This is a genomic window from Nocardia sp. NPDC050412 (genome assembly GCF_044458825.1).
In the GTDB taxonomy this organism is placed as follows: Bacteria; Actinomycetota; Actinomycetes; order Mycobacteriales; family Mycobacteriaceae; genus Nocardia.
In genome coordinates, this window is the sequence record NZ_JBITIJ010000004.1 from 487,134 (window position 1) to 513,926 (window position 26,793).

General features: G+C 65.5%; 13 protein-coding genes. 7 read left to right on the plus strand and 6 right to left on the minus strand.

The genetic code is table 11. The annotated features are described in order from the left end of the window. Positions 1-17: 17 nt before the first annotated feature. Positions 18-1,760 (minus strand): cytochrome c oxidase subunit I, encoded by a 1,743-nt coding sequence (gene ctaD / locus ACIBI6_RS13690; protein WP_396956307.1) that lies wholly within the window; start codon positions 1,758-1,760, stop codon positions 18-20. A 299-nt stretch (positions 1,761-2,059) separates the two neighbouring features. On the opposite strand from ctaD, the gene ACIBI6_RS13695 reads away from it, so the two are divergent. The 5 genes from ACIBI6_RS13695 (at position 2,060) to ACIBI6_RS13715 (ending at position 19,710) form a co-directional block, all read left to right on the plus strand. Beyond that, positions 2,060-2,884 (plus strand): VOC family protein, encoded by an 825-nt coding sequence (locus tag ACIBI6_RS13695; protein ID WP_396956497.1) that lies wholly within the window; start codon positions 2,060-2,062, stop codon positions 2,882-2,884. A 136-nt stretch (positions 2,885-3,020) separates the two neighbouring features. Then, entirely contained in the window at positions 3,021-4,154 is a 1,134-nt protein-coding gene (locus tag ACIBI6_RS13700) for an ABC transporter substrate-binding protein (RefSeq protein ID WP_396956309.1), read from the plus strand. Between the two features lie 462 nt (positions 4,155-4,616). Further along, on the plus strand, positions 4,617-5,075 hold the full coding sequence (locus ACIBI6_RS13705) for a hypothetical protein (RefSeq protein ID WP_364344657.1): 459 nt from the start codon (positions 4,617-4,619) through the stop codon (positions 5,073-5,075). Positions 5,076-5,339: 264 nt separating this feature from the next. After that, positions 5,340-18,647 (plus strand): amino acid adenylation domain-containing protein, encoded by a 13,308-nt coding sequence (locus ACIBI6_RS13710; protein ID WP_396956310.1) that lies wholly within the window; start codon positions 5,340-5,342, stop codon positions 18,645-18,647. Positions 18,648-18,810: 163 nt separating this feature from the next. Then, positions 18,811-19,710, plus strand: coding sequence for a dioxygenase (locus ACIBI6_RS13715; RefSeq protein WP_396956311.1), 900 nt, complete (start codon positions 18,811-18,813; stop codon positions 19,708-19,710). 56 nt (positions 19,711-19,766) lie between these two features. Here ACIBI6_RS13715 and ACIBI6_RS13720 read toward each other — a convergent pair whose 3' ends face one another. Next, positions 19,767-20,180: a hypothetical protein gene (locus ACIBI6_RS13720; RefSeq protein ID WP_396956313.1), complete on the minus strand. Its 414-nt coding sequence runs from the start codon at positions 20,178-20,180 to the stop codon at positions 19,767-19,769. 84 nt (positions 20,181-20,264) lie between these two features. Continuing rightward, positions 20,265-22,385, minus strand: a complete 2,121-nt coding sequence (locus tag ACIBI6_RS13725; protein ID WP_396956315.1) for an MMPL family transporter — start codon at positions 22,383-22,385, stop codon at positions 20,265-20,267. A gap of 225 nt (positions 22,386-22,610) precedes the next feature. On the opposite strand from ACIBI6_RS13725, the gene ACIBI6_RS13730 reads away from it, so the two are divergent. Further along, positions 22,611-22,763, plus strand: a complete 153-nt coding sequence (locus tag ACIBI6_RS13730; protein WP_364344672.1) for a hypothetical protein — start codon at positions 22,611-22,613, stop codon at positions 22,761-22,763. Positions 22,764-22,821: 58 nt separating this feature from the next. Next, positions 22,822-23,784 carry a class 1b ribonucleoside-diphosphate reductase subunit beta gene (gene nrdF, locus ACIBI6_RS13735; protein WP_364344675.1) on the plus strand — a complete coding sequence of 321 codons (963 nt, stop codon included), beginning with the start codon at positions 22,822-22,824 and terminating at the stop codon, positions 23,782-23,784. A 61-nt stretch (positions 23,785-23,845) separates the two neighbouring features. Here the strand turns inward: nrdF and ACIBI6_RS13740 are convergent, their stop codons facing one another. From ACIBI6_RS13740 to ACIBI6_RS13750, 3 genes are all read right to left on the minus strand, one after another. After that, the gene (locus ACIBI6_RS13740) at positions 23,846-24,394 is read right to left on the minus strand and encodes a hypothetical protein (protein WP_396956317.1); all 549 of its coding nucleotides are present in this window, start codon (positions 24,392-24,394) and stop codon (positions 23,846-23,848) included. A 165-nt stretch (positions 24,395-24,559) separates the two neighbouring features. After that, a complete protein-coding gene (gene mgtE / locus ACIBI6_RS13745; RefSeq protein WP_396956318.1) occupies positions 24,560-25,924 on the minus strand; it encodes a magnesium transporter in 1,365 nt (454 codons plus the stop codon). Positions 25,925-26,258: 334 nt separating this feature from the next. Next, positions 26,259-26,768, minus strand: a complete 510-nt coding sequence (locus ACIBI6_RS13750; RefSeq protein ID WP_364344684.1) for a hypothetical protein — start codon at positions 26,766-26,768, stop codon at positions 26,259-26,261. Positions 26,769-26,793: the final 25 nt, after the last annotated feature.

Genomic DNA, 26,793 nt, shown 5'->3' on the forward strand with positions numbered 1-26,793 from the left:
GAATGTCCGGCCGCCGCCTAATGCTTTGCCAGGGCGCCTTCGTGCACCTCGGTGGCATGTTTGCCCGAACCCCAGCCCACATGCGCCTCGGCCCGCATCCGCTCGACCATGTGCGGGTAGTGCAGCTCGAATGCGGGACGCTCGGAACGGATTCGGGGCAGTTCGTAGAAGTTGTGCCGCGGCGGCGGGCAGGTGGTGGCCCACTCCAGCGAGTTGCCGTAACCCCACGGATCATCCACGGTGACCACTTCGCCGTAGCGGTAGCTCTTGAACACGTTCCAGATGAACGGCAACATCGACGCGCCCAGGATGAAGGCGCCGATGGTGGAAATGGTGTTCAGCGTGGTGAAACCGTCACCGGGCAGGTAGTCGGCGTAGCGGCGCGGCATACCCTCGGCGCCCAGCCAGTGCTGGACCAGGAAGGTGGTGTGGAAGCCGATGAAGGTGGTCCAGAAGTGCCACTTGCCCAGGCGCTCGTCCAGCATGCGGCCGGTGATCTTCGGGAACCAGAAGTAGATACCGGCGTAGGTGGCGAAGACGATGGTGCCGAACAGCACGTAGTGGAAGTGTGCGACGACGAAGTATGAGTCGGTGACGTGGAAGTCCAGCGGCGGCGAGGCCAGGATGACGCCGGACAGACCGCCGAAGAGGAAGGTGACCAGGAAGCCGAGGGAGAACAGCATCGGCGATTCGAAGGTCAGCTGGCCGCGCCACATGGTGCCGATCCAGTTGAAGAACTTCACACCGGTCGGGACGGCGATCAAGAAGGTCATGAACGAGAAGTACGGCAGCAGCACCGCGCCGGTGGCGTACATGTGGTGGGCCCACACCGCGATCGACAGCGCTGCGATGCCGAGGGTCGCGTAGACCAGCGTGGTGTAACCGAAGATCGGCTTACGCGAGAAGACCGGGAAGATCTCCGAGACGATGCCGAAGAACGGCAGCGCGATGATGTACACCTCGGGGTGGCCGAAGAACCAGAACAGGTGCTGGTAGAGCAGGATGCCGCCGGTAGCCGGATCGTAGATGTGGCCGCCGAGATGGCGGTCGTAGGCCAGGCCGAACAGCGCGGCGGTCAGCAGCGGGAAGGCGAGCAGCACGAGGACGCTGGTGACGGCGATGTTCCAGGTGAAGATCGGCATCCGGAACATGGTCATACCGGGGGCACGCAGGCAGACCACGGTGGTCAGCATGTTGACACCACCGAGGATGGTGCCCAGACCGGAGACCGCGAGGCCGAGGATCCACAGGTCGGTGCCGACGCCGGGCGAGTGCAGGATGTCGGTCAGCGGCACGTACGCCGTCCAACCGAAATCCGCGGCGCCGCCGGGGGTGATGAAGCCCGCGGTCGCCATGGTCGCGCCGAATGCGTACAGCCAGTAGCTGAAGGCATTCAGTCGCGGGAAGGCGACGTCGGGTGCGCCGATCTGCAGCGGCAGGACGATATTGGCGAAGCCGAACACGATCGCGGTCGCGTAGAACAGCAGCATGATCGTGCCGTGCATGGTGAACAGCTGGTTGAACTGCTCGGTCGACAGGAACTGCAGACCCGGGCGAGCCAGCTCACCACGCATCAGCAGGGCCATCAGACCACCGATGAGGAAGAACGCCATCGAGGTGGTCAGGTACATGACACCGAGGACCTTGGGGTCGGTGGTGGTGACCATCTTGACGATGAACGAGCCCTTCGGCCCGGTCCGAGCCGGATACGGCCGAGTCGCTTCCAACTGAGGGACTGGCTTTGGCTCTACGGCAGTCACTGATCCTCCTGAAAGGTGCCTTTAGGTCGCTCCGCAGGCTCCGCTGCTCACATCCGCCCCACCACCGGGGACAGACGAGGAGTTCGCTTGCGCTCCTGAGATCGTAAACCGTGCTGTCGCAGCCATCCGCACGGGTCCTACTCTGCGTCGTATTTCCCGGTGCGGGCGACTGCGGCGGCAATCGAAATCCGACGCCATGCCTGCGATGACTTTCCCGGGCGGCCGACGTCTCTATCGATGACAGTGATCCACTCTCGGCAAGGAGACCATTGATGAGCACAGCATCGCGTAGCGATTCCATGAGTGGTGGCGGTCGGACGACAGGTGGGCCCGCACCGAAGACCGGCGATCCCTGCTGGGTCGACGTTTACACCTCTGATCCAGACGGTGCCATTGCCTTCTACGGCCAGTTGTTCGGCTGGACCGCAGACCGCGCGGACGAGGAGTTCGGCGGCTACATCACCTTCCGCAAGGACGGAAAGGCCGTCGCGGGCGGCATGGGCAAGACCGGAGACGGGGTCGAAGGACCCGACCAATGGACGGTCTACCTCGCCTCGCCCGACGCCAAGGCCACCGCCGACGCGGCCGCCGAGCACGGCGGCACGGTCGTCGTGCCGCCCATGGACGTGGGCGATCTCGGCGCGATGGCCGTGCTCGGCGATGTCGGCGGCGCGGGTGTCGGCATCTGGCAGACCGGCACCTTCGGCGGTTTCGAGGCCATCGGCATCGCCTCCGGCGGCAAATGGAGCGACCACGTCGGCATCCCGTCCTGGTTCGAACTGCACACCCGCGATTACGCGCGCTCGCTCGACTTCTACCGCGACGTCTTCGGCTGGAACGACACCTTCACCATCTCCGACTCCCCGGAGTTCCGCTACACCACCATCCACGCCACCACCCCGATGCTCGGCGGTGTCATGGATAGCTCGGCGTTCCTGCCCGAGGGCGTACCCGCGGGCTGGAAGATCTACTTCGGCGCCGATGACGTCGACGCGGCCGTCGCCAAGGTCGTCGAACTGGGCGGCACTGTACTGGCCGAGCCCGAGAACACCCCCTACGGCCGGATCACGCAGGTCGCCGATCCGACCGGGGCGCGTTTCAGCATCGGCGGCAACGCCGGGTAGCCGATCCGACGATCGCGCGGAATCCGCTGTACGACAGCTGGATTCCGCGCGGTCACAACTGCGGTCCGGAATGCGATGTGCGCGCGGTGGTGGCCTTCGCGTCTCGGCACCCACACCACGCGGTACCCTCACCCGCATGCCGGTGAGCGCCCTTGTTCGCACCCGAAACCGCACCGATAGCGACTGCTCGCAGGTCGCTCGAAACAACGCAGACTCCCGCCGATACGGCACCGCCAGCAATCGCGCGGTCCGGCAGGGGGGCACGGCGGTCGCTCTGCTCTGCGCCGCATTGCTCATCGCGGGCTGCAGCCAGAAAGACGACGCCAGCTCGATCATTCGCACCACGACGAATATCGCGGGTGCGGGTGTGGTCGGCCTGGAGCGCGACACCTCGCAGGCCTGCCCGCTGCCGAGCGCACCCGATCCGTCGAACGGCAAGACTCGCACCGTCACCCATGCCGCGGGCACCTCGGAGGTGCCCGCCGATCCGCAGCGCATCGTGGTGCTGTCCACCTCCGCCTTGGACGCCGCCTGCGCGGTCGGTCTGTGGGAGCGGGTCGTCGGCGCGGTCCCGATCGACGGACCCCGCTCTCAGCCGATGTATCTCGGTTACGGCGTGCTGAAGATTCCCGCGGTCGGTTCGCCGGCACAGCCGGATATCGGGCAGATCGCCGCCTTGCATCCCGATCTGATCATCGGCGATATTTCCAGCGGCCCAGGCGGTTTCGCAGCATTGCAGGCGATCGCACCGACCGTTCTCGCCGATCCCGGCAGCGGCTGGCAGACCGAATTCGGCACGCTCGCAGCGGGTCTCGGGCGTCGTAATGCCGCGGCAACGGCATTGGAGAACTACCGCAACGAAGCACGCGAGACCGGTAATATTCTGGGCGCCAGCCAGTCCCAGGCCTCGGTGGTGCGCTTCACCGCCGACCACGATCAGGTCCAGGGCAACAATAGCTTCGCGGGACAGGTCCTCGCCGATGTCGGTGTGCAGCGGCCGACCGCGCAGCGCGGCACCTCTTTCGAGGTGACCGAGCAGAACCTGCTCGAGGTCGAGGGCGACATCATCTACGTCATCTTCGCGGGCGAAGCCGGTGAGCAGCGCGGTAAAACGGTGCTGCGCAGCGATGCGTGGAAGGATCTCGGAGCTGCCGCCGATAAGCGCGTCTTCGCGGTCGAAGACACCGTCTGGCACGGTGCCGGGCTCACCGCGGCCCGTGCCCTGCTCGCCGACCTGCGCAGCAGCCTGAACGGTTACGTCACCGACTGACTGTATTGAATTGGCCGCGCCTTCGGCGCGGCGTGTTCGCGGCCCCCTCGTGTCTCGCGGCCGAGCCGTCGAGACTCGCGCCTACGGCGCATGCGCTTCGACAGCTCGGCCGCGAGACGGGCCGCGAACGTCGCTCGTAAGACTCGCTCCGTGGCCGTCGCGAGTGAGCTGATCGGTCCTCTAAGCGCGCGCACCTTGGGCGTCGCTCGTAACACTCGCTCCGTGGTCGTCGCGAATGACTTGATCGTCCTCTGAGCGCGCACACCTTGGGCGTCGCTCGTAACACTCGCTCCGTGACCGTTGCGAGTGACTTGATCGTCCTCGAGCGCGCACACCTTGGGTATGGATTCGCTCACCCTTGGAGTGCTCTCACCAGCGCTTGGGTAGCTGTCGCCAAACCCTCCCGTCAGCGAGATTAGAAGGACACCGAGAACAAGACGGATCCTTTGAGGGGACAGCACAATGAGCACTCTGGTCGAATCGCCCGCCACCAACGTCATCCAGCTGCAGCCGCGCCTGCGCAACGCTGCCGAGCGCGAGCTGCATGCGGTCGCCAGCAACTCCGAGACGCTCGCCAACGTCGAGCTGGATCGTTGGGCGAACCGGCTGGCCCGAGTGCTGATCGACCGGGGCGCCGCCGCGAACGCGCGGATCGCGCTGGCGATCGACCCGCAGATCGAAGCCACGGTTGCCGCATCCGCCGTCGTCAAACTCGGCGCGACTCCGGCGTCGGTGGCCGAGGATGCGACCGCCGTCCCCGGTGCTTACCTCGGCATCACCACCAAGGCCCGCCGCCCTGAGCTCAGCGATGCGATCGACTGGCTGCTCCTGGACGACCGCTCGACGCTGCAGCGCTACCTGGTCAGCTCCGACTCCCCGATCACCGCTGCCGATCGGCTGACCGAGCGGAAGTCTGCCTGATCCGCTATTCAGCCTGCGCGCCCGAACCCACCGAGGTCGGGCGCGCAGCGGCGCGTATGCCGGACCCGGAGGCGGCACTACCGCGCGACCACTCGAGCCCCTTGGACGCCGCCCATCGAACCCCCGGGGACGCCGCCGATCGAACACAGTGTTGTCAATACGCCTTCGGTCGGCTCGGCGCCGGTCCAAAATGAACTTGCTACTACGCGACGGTCGGGACCAGCGGTGCGCCACCGCTCCAGACGTCAGAACGCAGGTGTGCTTATGCAACAGCCATCGTCCTCGAACGGAAATGTAGGCACCGCACCGCCCGACAGCGCGTTCCCGCTGTCGGCAGCCCAGCGCGGCATCTGGTTCGCCCAGCACATCGCGGGCGACACGCCTATCTCGATCGCACAGTACGTCGAACTGATCGGCGAACTAGATCTCGACGCGCTCGCCGCGGCCGCCAAGCAGACCGGGCGCGAATTCGGGACCGGATATGTCCGGCTGCTCGATGTCGAGGGTCAGCCGTACCAGCTCGTCGACACCACCATTGTCGACGAACTCACCGTCATCGACCTGCGCGATAAGCCCGATCCCGAGGCAGCGGCACATGCCTGGATGCGCGCGGAGTACTCCGCGCCGCTGGATCTGACGCACGACCGATTGGTCGCGGTGGCCATGCTGCGGCTGGCCGATGACCGCTGGTTCTGGTACTCGCGCATGCACCACATCGTGCTGGACGGTATGGGTGCGCTCGCACTGGTACAGCGCACCGGCGAGATCTACAACGCCGCCATCGAGGGCAGCGAGGCGCCGCCCGCCAAGGCCGAACCACTGCAGAAGATCGTCGACGCCGATCTGGCCTACCGCGGCTCGGACCGATTCGACGCCGACCGCGAGTACTGGCGCGAGCATCTGGCCGGGATGGCCGCCCCGGTCAATCTCGCAGGTCGCGAGGCCGATGTCGACGCGCCGCCGAGCCGGGTCTCGGGCGCACTGCCCGCCGCGACGGCCGAATTGCTCGATACCGTGGCGAAGGCGGCCGACTCGAACGCCGCACCGACCATCGTCGCCGCCTTCGGCGCCTATCTCGCCGCGATGACCGGTGCGCCCGAAGTGGTGCTGAGCCTGCCGGTGTCGGGACGCACCACTGCGGCACTGCGCCGCTCCGGCGGTATGGTCGCCAATGTCGTTCCGATGCGCCTGATGTTGTCACCGACCACCACGGTCGGTGATGTGATCCGGGCAGCGCAGAGTGAGCTGACCGGGGCGCTGCGCAGACAGCGTTACCGGCAGGAGGACATCGTTCGTGATCTCGGCTGGTCGATGGACGAGGCGTCGTCGTTCGGTCCGGCCGTCAATTTGATGATGGTGGACACCAGGATTCAGCTCGGCTCGGTCACCGGACGACTGCACGTGCTGACATCCGGGTTGATCGATGACGTGTTTTTCAATCTGTATCCGGGCGTCGGCGGCGAGAGCACCCACATCGATCTGCAGGGCAACGGGAACCTGTACAGCACCGATGAATTGGCGGCACACCATGCCCGCTTCTTGATGTTCCTGCACGCGTTCCTGGCCGCCGGACCGGATGCGCCGCTGTGTACCGTCCAGGTCGTCTCCCCGCAGGAGCAGGATCGGCTGGTGCCCGCGCGTGGACCCGAGGCGGTCGCACCGCGCACCCTCCCCGAAATCATCGCGGCCGGTGCCGCACTAGACCCGGAGGCGGTAGCGCTGCGGAGCGGCGATACCAGCATGACCTACCGTCAGGTCGACGAGTACACCAACCGCCTCGCCCGCGTGCTGATCGCGGCGGGCGCCGGACCCGAACGCACCGTTGCGATTTCGATTCCGCGTTCGGTCGAATCCGTCCTCGCCACGCTCGCGGTGGCGAAATCCGGTGCGGCATTCGTCCCGATCGACCCGACCTATCCCGCCGACCGGATCGAGCATATGGTCGGCGACAGCGGGGTCGTCGCGGGCTTGACCGTGCACCCGGCGCGAAAGTCCTTGCCGGACCGCGTGAATTGGCTGCTGCTCGACGATGACGCGACCGCCGAAACGGTGGACGTGCAAGATTCTGCGGCGATCACCGATGTCGAACGCCGCGGGCCGGTACACCTGGATCAGATCGCCTATATCATCTACACCTCCGGATCGACGGGACTGCCCAAGGGTGTGCTGGTGTCGCATCGCGGCCTGGCGAATCTGGTCACCGGTTCCGGCGCCGGATTCGGTGTCAACGCCGATTCCGTAGTGGCACATGCGGTTTCGCCGAGTTTCGATATTTCCGTCGAGGAGATCCTGGTCACCCTCGCGGCAGGGGCGACGCTCGCCGTCGTGCCGCCATCGGCCTATGCGGGCGAGGAGATGGCCGAAGTTCTGCGCGCGCACCGGGTCACCCATCTCAATGTCACCCCGACGGTGGTGGGCTCACTGGACCCGGCGACGCTGCCGGATCTGCAGACGATCGTCGTCGGTGGTGACGCGTGTCCGCCGGAGCTGGTGACCACCTGGTCCGGGCGGACGCTGTTGAACGGCTACGGGCCCACCGAAACCACCGTCACCGTAACCTTGAGCGGGCCATTGCGCCCCGGCGGGCCGGTAACCATCGGCAGCATCGTTCGCGGCGTCACCGCTGTCGTGCTCGACCCGTGGTTGCGGCCGGTGGCCCGCGGCGTGGTCGGTGAGTTGTATCTGGCCGGCGCGGGCGTTGCGCGCGGCTACCACCAGCGCAACGGGCTGACCGCCAGCCGTTTCGTCGCCAACCCGTACGCGCCGGGTGAGCGGATGTACCGCACCGGCGATCTCGTACGGTGGACCGCGGACGACGAACTGGAGTACCAGGGCCGCAGCGACTTCCAGGTCAAGGTGCGCGGGTTCCGCATCGAACTCGGCGAGATCGATGCGGCGCTGCAACGACAGCCCGATGTCGACTTCGCACTCACCATCGGCGCCGAGACCCCCGCCGGAGCGACCGCACTGGTGTCCTACGTGCTCGGCAAGCCCGGCACCGAGATTCACCCCGAGGCGCTGAAAGCCGCTGCCGGTGAGACACTTCCGGCCTATATGATCCCCTCGGTCATCATGGTGCTCGACAGCATTCCGCTGACACCGCTCGGCAAGGTGGACCGCAGGGCCCTGCCCGCACCGGATTTCAGGGTCCGAGAACTTGTGAGCCGGGCGCCGTCGACGCCGCGCGAAGCGGCACTGGCCGACTTGTTCGCCGATGCCCTCGGACTCGAAACGGTCGGTGTCGACGACAGCTTCTTCGCACTCGGCGGTGACAGTATCGTCTCCATCCAGCTGGTCTCGCGTGCGAAGGCCGCCGGGATCGGCTTCAGTGCAAGAGATGTGTTCGAGCGCAAGACCGTTGCCGCGCTGGCCGCGATCGCGACCGACGTGCGCGCGCAGACGGTCACCGAACTGCCCGGTGGCGGGGTCGGCACCATCGAGCTCACGCCGATCGTGCACGCCATGGTGGAGCAGGGACCGACCTGGAACCGCTTCGGTCAGGCCGTCTTGATCGGTCTCCCGGAGGCCTTCGACCGCGACCAGCTCCGCGCCGCGGTCCAAGCGCTCATCGACCATCACGATGTGCTTCGCTCTACACTTCGGCACACCGAGCGAGGCTGGGAATGGATTGTCGCCGAGCCTGATTCGATAACTGCCGATGATTTGATCGAGGTAGTCGCGGCCGACGCGGACTCCGACGACAGCTACGAGCGCGAATTACAACAGGCGGCGGATCTGCTCGATCCCGAGGCGGGTGTCGTCACGCGCTTCGTGCTGATCGAGCGCGCGGGGGCCGATCCACTGTGCTGGCTGGTACTGCACCATCTGGTGACCGACGGCGTCTCCTGGCGAATCCTGTTGCCGGACCTAGCGATCGCGGCGGCGGGCGGCGCACTCGTGCCCGTCGGCACCTCCTTCCGGCGATGGGCATACGGTCAAGCCGAACAGGCGCCCGAGCGGGTGGCCGAACTGCCACTGTGGCAACAGATGCTGGCCACCCCGGATCCGGTCATCGGCTCGGCGGCACTGGATCCCACGGTCGACGTCGTCGCCACGATGGGCCAGTACCAGACCACCGTCGACCGGGATATCGCCAACACCGTACTGGCCACTCTGCCCGACCAATTCCATTGTGGCGCAGACGATGTGCTGCTCACCGGACTCGCTCTCGCGGTGAGCCGCTGGCGCGATCGCAATACCGCGCTGCTCACCCTGGAAGGCCACGGCCGCTCCGAGACGCTGCTGCCCGGCGCCGATATCGCCCGCACAGTCGGCTGGTTCACCAGCATCTACCCGCTGGCTATAGATGTGAGCGGCATCGATCTCGACGACGCGTTCGCCGGTGGCGGCGCGGCGGGCACCGCGATCAAGAAGGTCAAGGAACAGCTGCGCGCGGTGCCGGATAAGGGCATCGGCTACGGCATGCTGCGCTATCAGCATCCGGAGTCCGCCGGCGCCCTCGCGGACGCGCCGATCCCGCAGCTCAGCTTCAACTATCTCGGCCGTGCGCTCACCGGCGGGCAAGCGGGAGCGTGGCTACCACAGCGTTTCGCGGCGACGCACAACGAGTCGGCGCCGCTCGCCGCGGTCGTCGATATCAATGCCGTGCTCACCGATGTCGGCTTGGAGGTCACCTGGGCCTACGCCTCGCGGCTGCTCGACCAGGCGGATGTCGGTCAACTCGCCGAGCTGTGGTCGCAGGCGCTGCACGCGCTCGCGGTGCACGCCGGCTCGCCGGGCGCGGGCGGACGCACCCCGTCCGACTTCGAACTCGTCGCTGTGCCACAACAGCAGATCGAGAGCTGGGAACGCACCTACCCGAGCCTCGTCGATGTCTGGCCGCTTTCACCGCTGCAGTACGGTCTGCTTTTCCATGCGCTCTACGACACCGATACCGCCGACGACTACACCGTCCAATCACTGCTCACCCTGGCGGGCACCGTCGATGCCGCCCGCCTGCGCAGTGCGGCGCAGGTCTTGGTGGAGCGGCACGAGAACCTGCGCGTCGCCTTCGCCGAAACCGACGACGGTCCGCGCCAACTCGTTCTCGCCGATGGCGAAATCCGCTGGCACGATATCGATCTCACCGATATCGCCGACGCCGACGAACGCGACCGCGAACTCGACCGTCTCATCGCCCTCGATGCCCGTACCCGATTCGAACTCGACCGCCCACCGCTGATCCGCTTCACCCTCATCCGCACCGGGGCCGATATCTATCGGCTGGTCATGACCAATCACCATCTGGTGCTGGATGGCTGGTCGACGCCGCTGCTGGTGCGCGAGCTGCTAACGCTCTACGTCGCGAGGGGCGACACAGCCGTACTGCCGCCCGCGCACTCGTATCGAGAGTTCCTGGCGTGGCTCGATGAGCAGGACAACGAGGCCTCGATCGCAGCCTGGACGCAATCGCTGGCCGGCGTGGATACGCCGACGCGCGCGGTCCCGACGCTGGCCGGGATCGAATCGACCGAGGCCGGAATGATCACTCACGACCTGACCCGCGCCACGGTCGAGCGGCTGGAGGCCATCGCACGCGAATCCGGCGCGACGGTGAATACGATGGTGCAGGCCGCATGGGCAATGCTGCTCGCCATGTCGACCGGGCGCACGGATGTGGTGTTCGGCGGCACCGTATCCGGTAGGCCACCGGAGCTGCCCGGTGTCGAAGAGATGGTCGGATTGTTCATCAATACGCTCCCGGTACGGGTCCAGCTCGATCCCGCGGAGAAGGTCGCCGACCTACTGACCCGCCTCCAGGCCGAGCAGGCGCGCCTGCTGGACCACCAGCATGTGGGGCTGGCCGCCATCCACCGGGCCGTCGGCCTCGCCGAACTCTTCGACACGCTCACAGTATTCGAGTCGTATCCGATCGACCGGGAGGCGCTGTCGCAGGCGCTCGATATCGCGGGTATGCGGGTGCTCGATGTCGAAGGCACCGACGCGACGCCCTACCCGTTGGGCATCATGGTCATTCCGGTGCACGGCGAAGACGGGCACGACACGCTGCGCATCAACCTGAAATTCATGGCCGACCAGCTCGATCTCACGGCGGCACAACCACTGCTGGATCGCTTCGTCCGGCTGCTGACCCAAATCGCCGACAGCCCGAATGCCCTCGTCTCCCAACTGCAATACTGCGACGACGCCGAACTGGCCACACTGCTGCCGGTACGAGGCGCGGAATCGGTTCCGCCACAAACACTTCCGGACATCCTGTCGGCAGGCGCGCGCATCGATCCCGATGCCATCGCGATCACCGCGGGCGATCTCAGCATGAGCTATGGCGAGCTCGACGCCTGGTCCAACCGCTTCGCCCGGGTACTGCTCGGCCGCGGTGTCGGTCGGGAGATCTTCGTCATACTCGCACTCACCCGATCACTGGAATCCGTGGTGGCAGTCTGGGCGCTCGCCAAGTCCGGAGCGGCCTTCCTACCGCTGGATCCGAGCTATCCGGTGGAGCGGATCGAGCACATGCTCACCGATTCGAAGGCGCCGATCGGGGTGACCGTCACGGCGACTGGTGAAACATTGCCCGGCACCATCGACTGGCTGCTGCTCGACGACCTGAACACGATTCGACGGGTCATGCTCGTCTCGGACGCACCCATCACCGACGAAGAGCGCGGCGGCCCCATCAATATCGACCAGACCGCCTACCTGATCTACACCTCGGGCTCCACCGGTAAGCCCAAGGCGGTCCTGGTCAGCCATCGTGGCCTGACGAATATGGCGACCGCACAACAAGAGGCCCTCGAACTCGGTCCCTCTACCAGTTCGCTACAGGTCGCTTCGCCGAGTTTCGACGCATCGGTCATGGAGCTGCTGATGGCGCATTCGACGGGTGGCCGCTTGGTGGTAGCGCCACCGGATGTCTACGGCGGCAGCGATCTCGAACATCTGCTGCGCACCGAACGGGTCACCCATGCCGCGATCACGCCGTCGGCGCTGGCCACCATGGAACCGACCGATCTGCCCGACCTGCGGGTGCTCGGGATCGGGGGCGAGGCCGGCGCACCCGAACTGATCGACCGTTGGGCGGTCGGGCGGCGGATGGTGAATCTATACGGCCCCACCGAATTCAGCGTATGTGCGACCAATCCCGCCGAACTGCTGCCGGGGAAACTGGTCACCATCGGCGGCCCGATCCGCGGCGCGTCCAATCTGGTGCTCGATACCTGGCTGCGCCCGGTCCCAGTGGGCATCGCGGGTGAGCTGTACCTGGCCGGTCCGGCGCTGGCACGTGGTTACTTCAACCGGTTCGCGATGACCGCGGCGCGCTTCATCGCGAATCCGTATGGCGCGGCCGGGGAAAGGATGTATCGAACCGGCGATATGGTCCGATGGGTCACCGGCGCCGATGGCGAACTCGTGCTCGAGTATCTGGGCCGCAGCGACTTCCAGGTCAAGATCCGTGGTCTGCGGATCGAACTCGGCGAAATCGATGCCGTGCTCTCACGCGACGAACAGGTCGAATACGCGGTGACCATCGGCCTCACCGGACCGGCGGGCGCGACCGTGCTGGTCTCGTATGTCCTGCCGACCCCGGGCGCCGAACTCGATCCCGAGCGCCTACGGGAACAGGTGGCGGCCGAACTGCCCAGCTATATGGTGCCCGGATACCTGGTCGTGCTCGATAAGATTCCGCTGACCCCGGTCGGCAAACTGGATCGCAAAGCCCTTCCGGTGCCGGACTTCTCGGCCACCGACCGGCCGTATCTCGCGCCACGGACGCCGGTCGAACAGGCGGTCGCCGCGGTATTCGGCGAGGTGCTCGGCAACGAGCAGGTGAGCGTCGACCAGTCGTTCTTCGAACTCGGCGGCAATTCGCTCAGCGCGACCAAGGTTGTCGCCCGAATCAATTCGTCCCTCGGCTCCACCATCGCGCTGCGCGATCTGTTCGACGCGCCGACCGTTGCCCAACTGTCCGCACGGGTCATCCCGGCCACCGACGGCAAGCCTGGCCGGTTCGCGCTGGCACCGCGGATCCGTCCGGACCGAATTCCGTTGTCCCCGGCGCAGCAACGCATGTGGGTACTCAATCGGATGGATCCCACCTCGCCCGCCTACAACATCGCGATCGCCTTGCGACTCACCGGAAACCTCGATGTGGCGGCGATGCAATATGCGCTGGCCGATGTGGTCGAGCGGCACGAGAGTCTGCGCACCATCTACCCCGCCGACGCCGAGGGACCCCGGCAGGTGGTGATCAGCACCGCGGCGGCCGCGCCGGAGTTGACGGTGATCGCTGCCGAAGACACTGCCGCCCTGCGTCATCGGATCACCGCCTTGGCGGGCACCGGATTCGATATCACCAAGGAACCGCCGCTGCGGGTCGGCATCTTCCGCATCGCCGAGGGCACCGGTGCGGACGGCAAGGGTTTGGTGCCGGTGTCCTCCAGCCCCACCGTGGGCGTTTCGCCGGTGGCTTCGCATGCGTCGATGGACGTTTCGCCGGTGTCGTCGAGTCCGGTCCTGGCCCCGGCTCCAGTGGTGACCGAAGTGCCCTCGGTGCATGTCGTGGTCCTCGTGGTGCATCACATCAGCGCCGACGGCGCATCGATGGCGCCGTTGGCAGCCGATTTGGTCGCGGCGTACTCCGAACGGACCAGCGGGGCCGACACCTCCCGCGTGCCACTCACCGTGCAGTACGCCGACTTCGCACTGTGGCATCGAGAGTTGCTCGGTAACGAGGCGGATCCGGAATCGCTTGCGGCCCGGCAGACCCGGTATTGGACCGATGCCCTCACCGGTGCGCCGGATGTGTTGGAGCTGCCCGCCGATCGCCCGCGCCCCGCAGTGCAGTCGATGCGCAGCGCCGATGCCGATTTCACGCTGGACGCGCAATTGCACAGCGCCATAGTTGAATTCGCCGCCACCAACAATGTCAGCGTATTCATGGTCGTGCACGCCGCGCTCGCGGTGCTGCTGGCACGGCTCAGCGGTACCGACGATGTCGTGATCGGCACGCCCGTCGCGGGGCGTGGCGAGCAGGCCCTCGACGACCTCGTCGGCATGTTCGTCAATACGCTGGCCCTGCGCACGCCGGTCGATCAGGGGACTGGATTCCGGCAGTTCCTCGCGAGCGTGCGGTCCGCGGATCTGGATGCCTTCGGCAATACCGATGTGCCGTTCGAACGGCTCGTCCAGGTGCTCAATCCGACCAGATCGACCGCACACCATCCGATATTCCAGGTATCGCTGTCACTGCAGAATTTCGTGGAACCGGTCCTGGAACTGCCCGGATTGCGGTTCGAGGTGGAAGATTTCGATCGTGGTGCCTCACAATTCGATCTGACGCTCGATCTGCGTGAACGTTTCACCGCCGACGGCCCGGACGGCGTCGAGGGTGTATTGACATACGCGACGGACCTTTTCGACGAAGCCACCGTGGCGACCTTTGCCGATCGATGGCGTCGTGTGCTCGCCGCGATCGTCTCGGATATCGATATCCGCCTGGCCGATATCGATATCCTCGCCGAATCCGAACGCACCGAACTGGTTCCGGTACGCGGCACCGAAACCGCGGGGACCACGACGCTCACCCAGGCGCTCGCCGCATCCACCACGTCCTACCCGGACCGCCCAGCCCTGGTCGCCGACGGGCGGACAACGACCTACCGTGAGCTAGACGCCCAGTCGAACCGGTTGGCCCGGCTCCTGCTCGAGGTTGGCAGCGGCGCGGAAACCGTCGTGGCGCTGGGTCTGCCCCGCTCCGCCGAACTGCTGATCGGCATGTGGGCGGCCGCCAAGGCCGGTGCCGCCTTCCTGCCGGTCGATCCGAAACATCCGGTGGACCGGATCGATCACATGCTCACCGATTCGAGTGCCCGGGTCGGTCTCACCCTCACCGCCTACCGGCCGCTGCTGCCCGACAGCACCGAGTGGCTCGTGCTCGACGATGCCGAATCCATTGCGCGCCAACAGGCGACAAGTGACGCCGCTTTGTCATTGGGGTCGATCCGTCCGGACAACCCTGCTTGGATGATCTACACATCGGGTTCGACCGGAACACCCAAGGGCGTCTCCGTCTCCCATCGGGGTATCGCCGACCTCATTGCGGCACAACGAGAATCGCTCGGCGTAGACGAGAACTCGCGGGTACTGCAGGTCGCCTCACCGAGTTTCGACGCATCAGTTTTCGAGGCGCTGATGGCATTCGGCTCCGGCGGCGCATCGGTGGTCGCACCGCCGGAAGTCTTCGGTGGTAGCGCACTCGCCGAATTGATTGCCGCCGAACAGGTCACGCATATGGTTATCACTCCATCGGCGCTGGCCACCGTCGATCCCGCCGAGGTGTCGAGTGTGCGGGTGCTCGCGGTGGCGGGCGAGGCGGTCGGCGCCGAATTGGTCGAACGCTGGTGTGACGGCCGGACCATGCTGAATCTGTACGGTCCGACCGAATTCACCATCTGGGCAACGGGTTCCGCGCCGCTGGTCGCGAACGCACCGGTCACCATCGGTGCGCCCATTCGCGGTGCGGCCGCACTGGTCCTCGACGATCGGCTGCGTCCGGTGCCAGTCGGTGTCGCGGGTGAGCTATACCTCGCGGGCTCCGCACTGGCCCGCTGCTATCACGCCCGGCCGAGTCTGACCGCCGCGCGCTTCATCGCGAACCCCTACGGCGGTCCCGGCGAACTCATGTACCGCACCGGTGACCTGGTGCGCTGGATCCGGGCGACGGGACTGGAGCTGGAGTACATCGGCCGCACCGACTTCCAGGTCAAGGTGCGCGGTCAGCGCATCGAGTTGGGTGAGATCGACGCCGTTCTCGGCCGCGCGGACGGGGTCGACTTCGCCGTCACCCTCGGCGTTCCCGGGCCGACCGGAGCCACAGCGCTTGCGGCGTATCTCGTGCGCAAGTCCGGTGTCGAACTCGATACCGCCCGGGTGCGCGCGCTCGCCGCCGATACCCTGCCCGCGTATATGGTGCCCGCCGCCTTCGTGGTCATGGATGCCATCCCGCTCAATGCCGTGGGCAAACTCGACCGACGAGCATTGCCGGAACCGGAATTCGTCGTGGAGGAGACCGAATATCGCGCTGCGACGACTCCGACCGAGGAGATCCTGGCGCAGATCTACGCCGAGCTGCTCCATCGCGACAAGGTCGGCGTCGACGATTCGTTCTTCGCGCTCGGCGGTGACAGCATCATGGCGATCAAACTGGTCTCCCGCGCGAAAATGCACGGAATCCAGTGCACGCCGCTGCAGGTCTTCGAACATCGCACGGTGGCCGCATTGGCCGCTGTGGTGGCGGGGCCGGTCGCGCGGCTCGACGAACTGCCCGGTGGCGGTATCGGCGAGGTGCCGCTCACCCCGAACATGCGCGATCTGGTCGAGCGCGGGGGCGATATCGACCGCTGCGCGCAGTCCGTGGTGCTGCAACTTCCGGTCGGAATCGAGCGTGCACAGCTCGTCGCGACACTCGCCGCCGTGGTCGATCGGCACGACATACTGCGCTCGCGACTCTGGCCCGCGGAAGACGGCTGGAATTGGCAGATCGACGCGCCCGGCTCGGTCGACGTCGACGCACTGGTGCACCGCATCGAATTCGATGCCGCCGCCGACTCGCTCGATCTGCGTGAATACGCCGTCGCCGAGCTGAGTTCAGCGACAGACCGACTGTCTCCGGCGAGTGGCATTGTGCTGCAAGCTGTCTGGCTGGATCCGGTCGGTGATGCCGGGGCGAGAACGCGATCGGGCCGCCTGATCGTGGTGGTGCACCGCCTCGCCGTAGACAGTGCGTCGTGGCGAATTCTGGCGGCGGACTTGATCGCCGCGTGGGCGCAGGTATCGGTCGGGAACACACCCGTGCTCGCCGACGTCGGTACGTCGATGCGGCGGTGGGCGCATGCCCTCGTCGAGCAAGCGCGGACCGAGCGCCGCAGCGCCGAACTCGACTACTGGCGGGGCATGATCGACGGTCCCGATTCGCTGATCGGCGCTCGCGAGCTCGATCCGGCGATCGATCAGGCGCACACAACGCGCACGGTCGAATTCGAGGTATCCGAGGAGGTCACCACCGCACTGGTCACCACACTGCCGAAACTGTTCCAGGGCATGGTTACCGACGCCCTGCTTGCCACGCTGGTATTGGCGCTGGCGCGGTGGCGTGCAGGCGAACCGACGACCCTGCTGCGTTTGACGGGCAATGGCAGGCACGACGTGATCCCGGGTGCGGACCCGAGCCGCACACTCGGCTGGTTCACGAATAGCTACCCGGCGCGGCTGGATCTGTCCGCGATCGATATCGATGATGCCTGCGCGGGCGGTGCTGCGATGGGCGCGGCGATCCGCGCGATCAAACATCAACTACTCGCGATACCGGACCAGGGCATTGGATACGGGATGCTGCGTTACCTCAATCCAACCGCGGCAGAACAGCTTCCGTCTCGATCTCCAGGACGTGTCAGCTTCGAATACCTCGGTCGGCACTCGGAGGTCGATATTCCCGCCGGACTCGAAGGGCTCGGCTGGTCCCCCACCGATGAATTCGGCGATCTGCACGCCGATGCGGATCCCGAACTCCCGGTCGCGTCCGCACTCGAGATCAGCGCAGTCGTCATCGATGATCGGTTGCACGCGAGTCTCCGCTTCCCCGAAACACTTGTGGACCGCGCCGAGATCTTCGCGTTGGCTCGCCTCTGGCGCAAAATACTCTCTGCTACAGCCCATTTCGTGCACACCCCGGCAGCGCAGCGCGCCGCAGACGACGAATCGGCGACCATCGCCGCACAGGTGGCCGCACGCGAAACCGCCGCCGCACCAGGCGGACTCGGTCTGGACGTGCTGCTGCCGATCCGACTCGGCGGCACCGAGCCCGCACTGTTCTGCATCCACTCCTCGTCCGGAATGTCTTGGAGTTACCTCGGATTCGCGGAACGACTGCGGCCCGGCCGCCCGATCTATGGTCTACAGGCCCCGGAACTCAGCGGCCGCGAACCGGCGGCGCGTTCCATCGACGAATCCGCCGACCGGTACATCCGCGAAATCCGCGCCGTCCAGCCGACCGGACCGTACCATCTGCTCGGCTGGTCCTTCGGTGGCCTCATCGCGCACGCCATGGCGGCGAAGCTGCAGGCCGAGGGCGAAACCGTCGGTGTCGTGGCCCTTCTGGACACCGACCATGCCGACATCGACAGCGATACCATCGAACAGCTGTCCGCGGGCGCATTCGTCAATAGCTTCGGCGCGATCTTCGGCATCGACGACGTGCCCGCCGAGGCGAGTGCCAAGGAAGCCGCCGAACTCATCGAGGCCCGGCTCGGTGTGGAACTGATCGACGCCGAGATCATCGAGCGAATGGCGGCTTCCTACAACGCGTCCACCCGCACCCGCACCGGCTACCACCGCCCCGTCTACCAGGGCGACCTGCTCTATTTCAGCGCCACCGTGGATAGCTCCGATATCGTCGGGCCGGACGGTTGGCGGCCGTACGCCTCCGGCCGGGTGATCAACCACGATATCGAGCTCGCCCACAACGATCTGACCTCACCGCACGCACTCTCGATCATCGCGCCGGTACTCGATGAGCATCTCGCGGCAGCCCCATCGCCGCAACCGCGCACATGACCCGAATCGTTGTTCCCATCAGCGCAGGGCGCGGGTAGCGGTGGCATACCACCCGCTCGTAGGCTCTCGCTCACAGCTCGCTCCCAGCCCAGGCCCACATACCGCCTAGCCTGCGTCCATAGCGTCACGTCGACGGCAATCGATACGACGGAAGGACAACGCAGTGAGCGCACAGCCCGCGCACCACCGCGACGGCGACGTACACGAGCACGATCTCGGACTCGCCCACGATATGAAGGTGATGTCGCGTCGCCGCGCCCTGGTCTTCTTCGGCGCCGCTGGTGCGGCGACCGTGGCGGCGGGCTGCGCATCGGCGACGACCACCAGCACCGGCACGGTCGCTGCGGCACCGCAGGAGACCGCGGGCCCGTACCCGGGCGACGGCTCCAACGGGCCCAATGTGCTGATTCAATCCGGTGTGGTCCGATCCGACATCACCACCAGCTTCGGCTCGTATTCCGGTGTCGCACAAGGTGTTCCGATGACGCTGCGATTGAAGCTGCAGGACCTGACCAAGAACGGCGCGGCGGGCGCGGGTATGGCCGTCTACGTGTGGCATTGCGACCGCTCCGGCGAATACTCGCTCTACGGCAAGAGCATTACCGACCAGAACTACCTGCGCGGCGTGCAGGTCGCGGATGCCAATGGCGAAGTGAGCTTCACCTCGATCTTCCCCGCCTGCTACTCCGGTCGATGGCCGCATATCCACTTCGAGGTCTACGATTCGCTCAGCACCGCCGTCGCGGGCGATAACGCCCACCTCACCTCACAGATCGCACTGCCTCAGGACGTGTGCAGCACCGTCTTCGCCGCCGACTCCGGATACGCACAGAGCATCAGCAACCTTTCCCAGATCTCACTCGCCTCGGACAATGTCTTCGGTGACGGCTGGGATGCCGAACTGGCCACGGTCACCGGCACGCCGAGTTCGGGGATGACCGTTTCGATCACCATCGGAGTCGCAGAGAAATCGCAGAACACCCAGGCCGAGGGCACGCCGCCCGGACAGGGCGGTCCCGGCGGACAAGGCGGACCGGGCGGACCGCCGCCGCGCACCCGCTAGGCAACAACTCGGCCCCCGACCCGTACTCGACGGATCGGGGGCCGATTACGCGAAACCTATCGGACGACTGTGCTCTGCGCGCCGATCTGCCGCGCCAGCGCCCAGATCACCAGCACATCGAGCGCGATCATTACTAATGACCAGAACGGGTACATGGGCGCGAACAGGAAGTTGTCCAGGAGGCTGATCGAGGCCATCACGATACCCGCGAGATAACCCCAGGTCTGTCCGGTGACAATGCCGATGCCCGCGATAATGATCAGCACCGCGATCACCAGGTGGACCCAGCCCCAGGCCGAGACATTCACCTGGAAAACCTGATCCTCGGTCAAAACAAAGAAGTCACGCTTGGCGATGGCCGCTACGGCGGTGAGCAGATGCAGCGCGCCGGTGATCAGAATCAGTACGCCCGCGAAGATCGTCATGTCATTGAGCACGGGTCCGGTTTTGGTCGGGCCGGGACTGGTCATAACACACCCTCCTTGGCGAAACGCGTGGTAACCGACGGCCACAACGTAACCTTCGACGCGCCCGAAACGCCGCAGCGCGGCGGGTCACCTACTGAGACTGATCTCCGGCTCGGGTTCGGCCGCCACACGCGGCCGGGCCAGCGCACTCGGCCACCAGATCCGATCGCCGATATCCAGCGTCAGGGCGGTGACCAGGATCGAACGCACGATCACGGTGTCGAGCAGCACGCCGACGGCGATGACAATGCCCATTTCGGCGAAGGTCACCACCGGCATGGTCGCGAATACCGCGAATGTGCCTGCCAGGACCAGTCCGGCCGAGGTGATCACCCCGCCCGTTGCGGCCAAACCGATGAGTGCGCCCGCCTTGGTGCGATGCTTTACCGCCTCCTCGTGCACCCGCGACATCAGGAAGATGTTGTAGTCGATTCCGAGTGCCACCAGGAAGACGAATGTCAGCAGCGGCAGTCCGGCATCGGCGCCCTTGAAACCAGCCAGATCGAAGATCCAGCGGCTCAGCCCGAGCGCGGCAAAATAGGACAGCACCACCGTCGCCGTGAGCAGAATCGGCGCGAACACCGCGCGAAGCAGCACCATCAGGATCACCATCACGATGGCGAGCACCACCGGCACGATGACCCGATTGTCATGTGCCACAGCGCGTTTGATGTCCAGCACGACGGCCGTCTGCCCGCCGACCCTGGCCTGCGGATCCACCGCGTGCACAGCCGCACGCACCCGGTCGATGGTGGCCTCGGCGGCCCGGCTGTCCGGCGGATCCGTGAGCGTGCCCTCCAGATAGGCCAGATCGTCCTTGACGATCGGTCGCGACGGCGCCGTAATTCCGGGTGTCGATCCCAAGGCGCTGCCGACCGCACTGATGCGTGCGGACGAGGCGACGACCATCACCGGCTGACCTGTGCCCGCCTCGAAATGCCGTTCCAGCACTTCGGTTCCGGTGACTGCGGCGGATGAGCCGACGAAGGCATCCTTATTCGCGACGCCCTCGGCCTCCAACCCACTGACACCGAGTGCGAGTGCACCGAGTGCCAGTGCGGTGCCAATCCAGACGGTGCGCGGCCGCCGGGCAATGGCGAATCCGACACGCGCCCAAATACCGGATTCGGTCTCGTTGACGGTGCCGAAATTCGGATGCCGCGGCCAGAAGATCCACCGGCCGACGATCACCAGCAGCGCGGGCAGCAGGGTCAACATTGCCAGCAGCGCCACCGCGATCCCGATGGCACAGACTGGCCCGACGCCCTTGGTGGAGTTCATTTCCGCTACCAGCAGCGCCAGCATCGAGACGATCACGGTGCAACCGCTGGCCAGCACCGCCGGTCCGGCGCGGTGCAGCGCGACCGCCATCGCCTCATGTTTATCGGGATGGCGGCGCAGTTCCTCGCGATAGCGCGCAACCAGTAGCAGCGCATAGTCGGTGCCCGCGCCGAAGACCAGGACGGTGAGGATGGCCTGGCTCTGCGCGTTGACGGTCAGCCCCACCTTGGTCGCGCCGAATACGGCGGCCTGCGATATCACCAGCGCGAAACCGACCGTGAGCAGCGGAAACAGCCACAGCATCGGACCGTAGGTGATCAGCAGAATGATGATGACAACCGCGGCGGCCGAATACAGCAGCAAACCGTCGATCCCCTTGAACACCTCGCCGAATTCGGCCGCGTACCCGGCCGGTCCGGTGGCGTAGAAGGACAATCCGTCGGGTCGCTCCCCTGCCGCATCATTGATCGCAGCGACGACATTCGTCAGTCGGTTGAAGCCCTCGGATCCCATCGAGATCGGCACCAGAATCTCCAGCGCCTGACCATCGCCGGACTGGATCGGGCCGAGCACCTCATCGGACACCACATGCTCGACCTGCCGAAACCGCTTGGCATCGGCGCCGACCACAAGTCGATCGGCCTCGGCGATCCCGTCCCTGCGCTCGTACACCAGTACTACCGGAACCTGATCGCTATTGCCGAATTTCTCGGCCAGCTTGAATGCCTGGGTGGATTCGGCGCTGTCCGGCAGCCAGGTGACATTGTCGTTCTTCTGCGCGCCGGTGAGCTTTCCAGCGAAGGTGCCCAGTGCGAGCAGGGCGATGATCCAAACGCCGAGCACCACCCATTTGCTCCGGCGGCCACTCGGCACACGCGAGAGTCGGCCGAGCAGATCGGACATATCCGGATCGGTCGGTGCGGACATCTGGCCCTCTCGGTCGCCGCCACAGTCGGACCGATGCTACTGCCGGGCTCCGACACCCGCGAGCGAAAATGTGACACTGCGCCCACTTCGGTGCGGCCGAGGCTGCCAGGCGCACCAGCGGTTGTCACCGAGCAATTGCAGCAATCTCGGCGCCGACACCACAACCACGCATCCCCGGTGCACCGGGCCCGCGACGGGCCGGATGGCAAACGGCAGGCGACCACGATGACAGCGCCGGTATCGATGCACGGATTTCACATCGCGTGCCGCACAATGGGTGCCGCACGCGGTGGTCACCGGCGCATCTGCGCCATCGCGAAAGACGCCGCTGCGACACAAGGTGTTGTGCTGCACGGACTTGTCACCCCCAAGGAGTAGTGTTCAGGGCGTAGCAATTCCGTGACGGCAGCGTGCTCGGGAAGGGTGTGGAGGCAGGATGAAACTGATCGACCGGGTGTCGGCCATCAACTGGAATCGGGTGCCCGACGAGAAGGATGCCGAGGTCTGGGATCGCCTGACCGGCAACTTCTGGCTGCCCGAGAAGGTGCCGGTGTCCAATGACATTCCGTCCTGGAACACCCTCACCGCCGACGAGAAGCAACTGACCATGCGGGTCTTCACCGGCCTAACGCTGCTGGACACCATCCAGGGCACGGTCGGTGCGGTGAGCCTCATCCCGGACGCCGTGACACCGCATGAGGAGGCGGTGCTCACCAATATCGCGTTCATGGAGTCGGTGCATGCCAAGAGCTACAGCTCCATCTTCTCCACACTGTGCTCCACCCGCGAGATCGATGACGCGTTCCGCTGGTCGGAGGAGAACCGAAACCTGCAGCGCAAGGCCGAGATCGTGCTGGAGTACTACCGCGGCGACGATCCGCTCAAGCGCAAGGTGGCCTCCACCCTGCTGGAGAGCTTCCTGTTCTACTCCGGCTTCTACCTGCCGATGTACTGGTCCTCGCGGGCCAAGCTCACCAACACCGCCGACCTGATCCGCCTGATCATCCGCGACGAGGCGGTGCACGGCTACTACATCGGCTACAAGTACCAGAAGGGTCTGGAACTGCTCAGCCAGGCCGAGCGCGAAGACCTCAAGAACTACACCTTCGAGCTGCTCTTCGAGCTCTACGACAACGAGGTCGAATACACCCAGGACCTCTACGACGAGGTCGGCCTCACCGAGGACGTCAAGAAGTTCCTGCGCTACAACGCCAACAAGGCGCTGATGAACCTCGGCTACGAGGGCCTGTTCCCCAAGGACGAAACCGAAGTCAACCCGGCCATCCTCTCGGCCCTGTCCCCCAATGCCGACGAGAACCACGACTTCTTCTCCGGCTCCGGCTCCAGCTACGTCATCGGTAAGGCCGTCAATACCGAAGACGAAGACTGGGAGTTCTGAGCTACCGCAACGAAATCTGGCTCGGCCCCAGAGGAGCCGAGCCAGATTTCTTGGCATGAAACTACTTGTCGTCGTTGGGTTTCCGCAAAATCTGCAGAATCTGAGCAACGTCCGACTTGAGTGTGCCGACATCCGACTTCAGCGTGCCGACATCCGACTTGAGTGCGCCCACATCCGACTTCAGCGTGCCCACATCCGACTTGAGTGCGCCCACATCCGACTTCAGCGTGCCCACATCCGACTTGAGTACGCCGACATCCGACTTCAGCGTGCCCACATCCGACTTGAGTGTGCCGACATCCGACTTGAGTGTGCCGACATCCGACTTGAGTGTGCCCACATCCGACTCTATCGATGCCAGTCGTACATCCATCACGTCTTGACGCGAAGCCATATTTCCCATGTCGACATTCATCGAAATCAAGCGCGACGCGACCGAACGGCCATCCAGATCACCGATGCTGGTGCGGATGTCGCCCATGCTGGCGTGGATAGCAGCTAACTGCTCGTGGATTTGCGTCACCGTCACAGTATCCTGGGTGATCTGGTGATCGCGCCACAGTTCTAGTTCGCATACCCGTTGTTCAAGAGACTTCCCGCTGGTACTCATGGTCGAACCCTCCCCTTGGCCACTCGACATCGAAAGCATGTTCGACAATAGCGTTCGGCTCTGACAACTGCCAAGCTTCGGTCGGAATGCTTTTCCGACACACGGGAGACACGCGGACACGCACGTTCGAGAGACGGCAAGCCTTGTGCGTCAGGGCGATTCGCCTCAGATGCCGAGGACCAGTTTGGCGGTGGTGAAGTAGATGATCAGGCCGGTGGCGTCGACCAGGGTGGTGACCATCGGGGCCGAGACCACCGCCGGATCGATGCGGAATCGCTTGGCGAGCAATGGCATCGTGCCGCCGATGGTCGCGGCCCAGCCGCAGATGATGACCAACGTGATGCCGACGACCAGGGCGGTGCCCGGATCGACGAACAGCGCGCCGATGGCGATGCCCGCCGTGGCCAGCATGGTGCCGAGGACCAGGCCGACGCGGCATTCGCGCCAGATCACCTTGAACAGGTCGGAGCCGCGTACCTCACCCACGGCCAGCGCGCGCACACATGCGGTCGCCGCCTGGGCCCCCGCATTCCCGCCCGCGCCGATGAGCAGCGGTATGAACAATGCGAGGTGCGCCGCCTGCTGCAGGGTGCCCTCGAAGAAGTCGGTGACACTGACCGTCAGGGTGGCCGCGAACAGCAACAGCAGCAACCAGAGTGCGCGGTAGCGGGCCAGCTGGAACACTTTGGCCGCCATGTAGTGGCCCTCCCAGGGTGCGGAACCCGCCTGCTTGGCGACATCCTCACTGTCGGCGGCCTCGATGACCTCGACGGCGTCATCGATGGTGAGAAGTCCGACCAGCCGGTCCTCGCTGTCGACGACCGGCAGGTTGATGACATTGGTTTCGCGCATCAGCCGCGCCGCCTTCTCGGCGGAGTCGGTCGCGCGCACGAATGTCGGCTCGGTGACGACCAGATCCGACACCATGGCGTCGGGACGACTCAGTACCAGCTCGCGCAATTCGACAATGCCGGTGAGTCGGCGACCGGCGTCGACGACAGGCAGCGTGTACACCGTTTCGGCATTGATGCCCTTTATCCGCACGGTCTGCAAAGCATCCGGCACACTCAAATTCCGCGGCAGCGCAACGACTTCCGGCGTCATGTACAGCCCGACCGAACCCTCCGGATAGCCGAGCAATGAAGCGGTCATCCGGCGTTCACGCGCACTCAGTCCGGCCAGCACCTTCTTGGCGACCTTCGCCGGCGCCTCACGCAGCATCCTGGCGCGGTCGTCAGGATCCATGGCCTCGACCAGATCGCGGAAGCTCTGATCACGCAGACCCTCCAGGATCTGTTGCTGGTCAACGGGTTCGAGTTCCTCGAACACGGCGAGCGCCAGATCCTTGTCGAGCAGACGGAAGGCGATGCCCGCCTGGACGGCGTCCATGCGCGCGAGCTCGTCCGCTATGACATGCGGCTGCTGGTTGTCGAGCCAGTCGAGCGCGGCGGCGACACGATGGGTGTCCACGATGTCCTGCAGGGATGCGGACAGCGTCGGACGTGCTTCGATGAGATCGGTCTGCGACATGGGAGGTCCTCAGCACGCGGGCGAGTAAGCGAGTGAATCGAAAACGAAGTCACACCGCGGGCACCAACCCCTGGACCGACTACTGCAGGACGGTTTTACGAAGGGGCGGCGCCGCGCGGCCTTCGACTGGGAGGTTCGCTGCGCATCGCAACCCCACCTCCTCAATGCCGCCACAGGGCCGTCACCACTGCGGATTACTCGAAGGCGCCGCCCGGATCGGGCCGACCGCACAGCTTCCGGTTGAAGGATACATGCGCTGAGGCGGGTGTTCACACTCGAATCGCGTAAAGATCGACGATATCCCGCTCGGATATGACCGGACCCACATCCGGTGTCAGGCTGTCAGCGTGGCACCGACGGCGATCTCGACATCGGGCCAGGTGAGGGTGTGCTCGACCCAGTCCGGTATCGGCCCATCCTGTACGCCGAACAGATACAGATGCGGCACCAGATCGCGCAGGGCCTCATGCACCTGCATGCGGTCGTCGATCATGTGTGTGATCCCCAATTGCGCGCAGTGTTTCGCCTTATCCGACCGGGCCCGACAGAACCGCACATTGTCCTTCGGCACGCCCGTGCGGTCGTAGAACCCGTGGTGGTCCAGCCACTGCAGGGTGCGTTCTTGAACCCGTGGCCCGCATTTCGAGATGACCCAGGCCTGACCGTCGAACCGACGCACCAACCGGGCCAATACCTCGAACGCGTCTGCACTCGGCGGTGATGCCAGCGCCTGCTCGATACCCCCGGACAGAAATACGGTGTCCGCGGCGCCCGCCGCGAAGGCCGCGCCCTGGATGACCCGGCCGAAGTCGATGCCGAGTCGCTGTTGTCTTTCGTTGTTCATCGACCTTCAGCATTACCCGTACCGC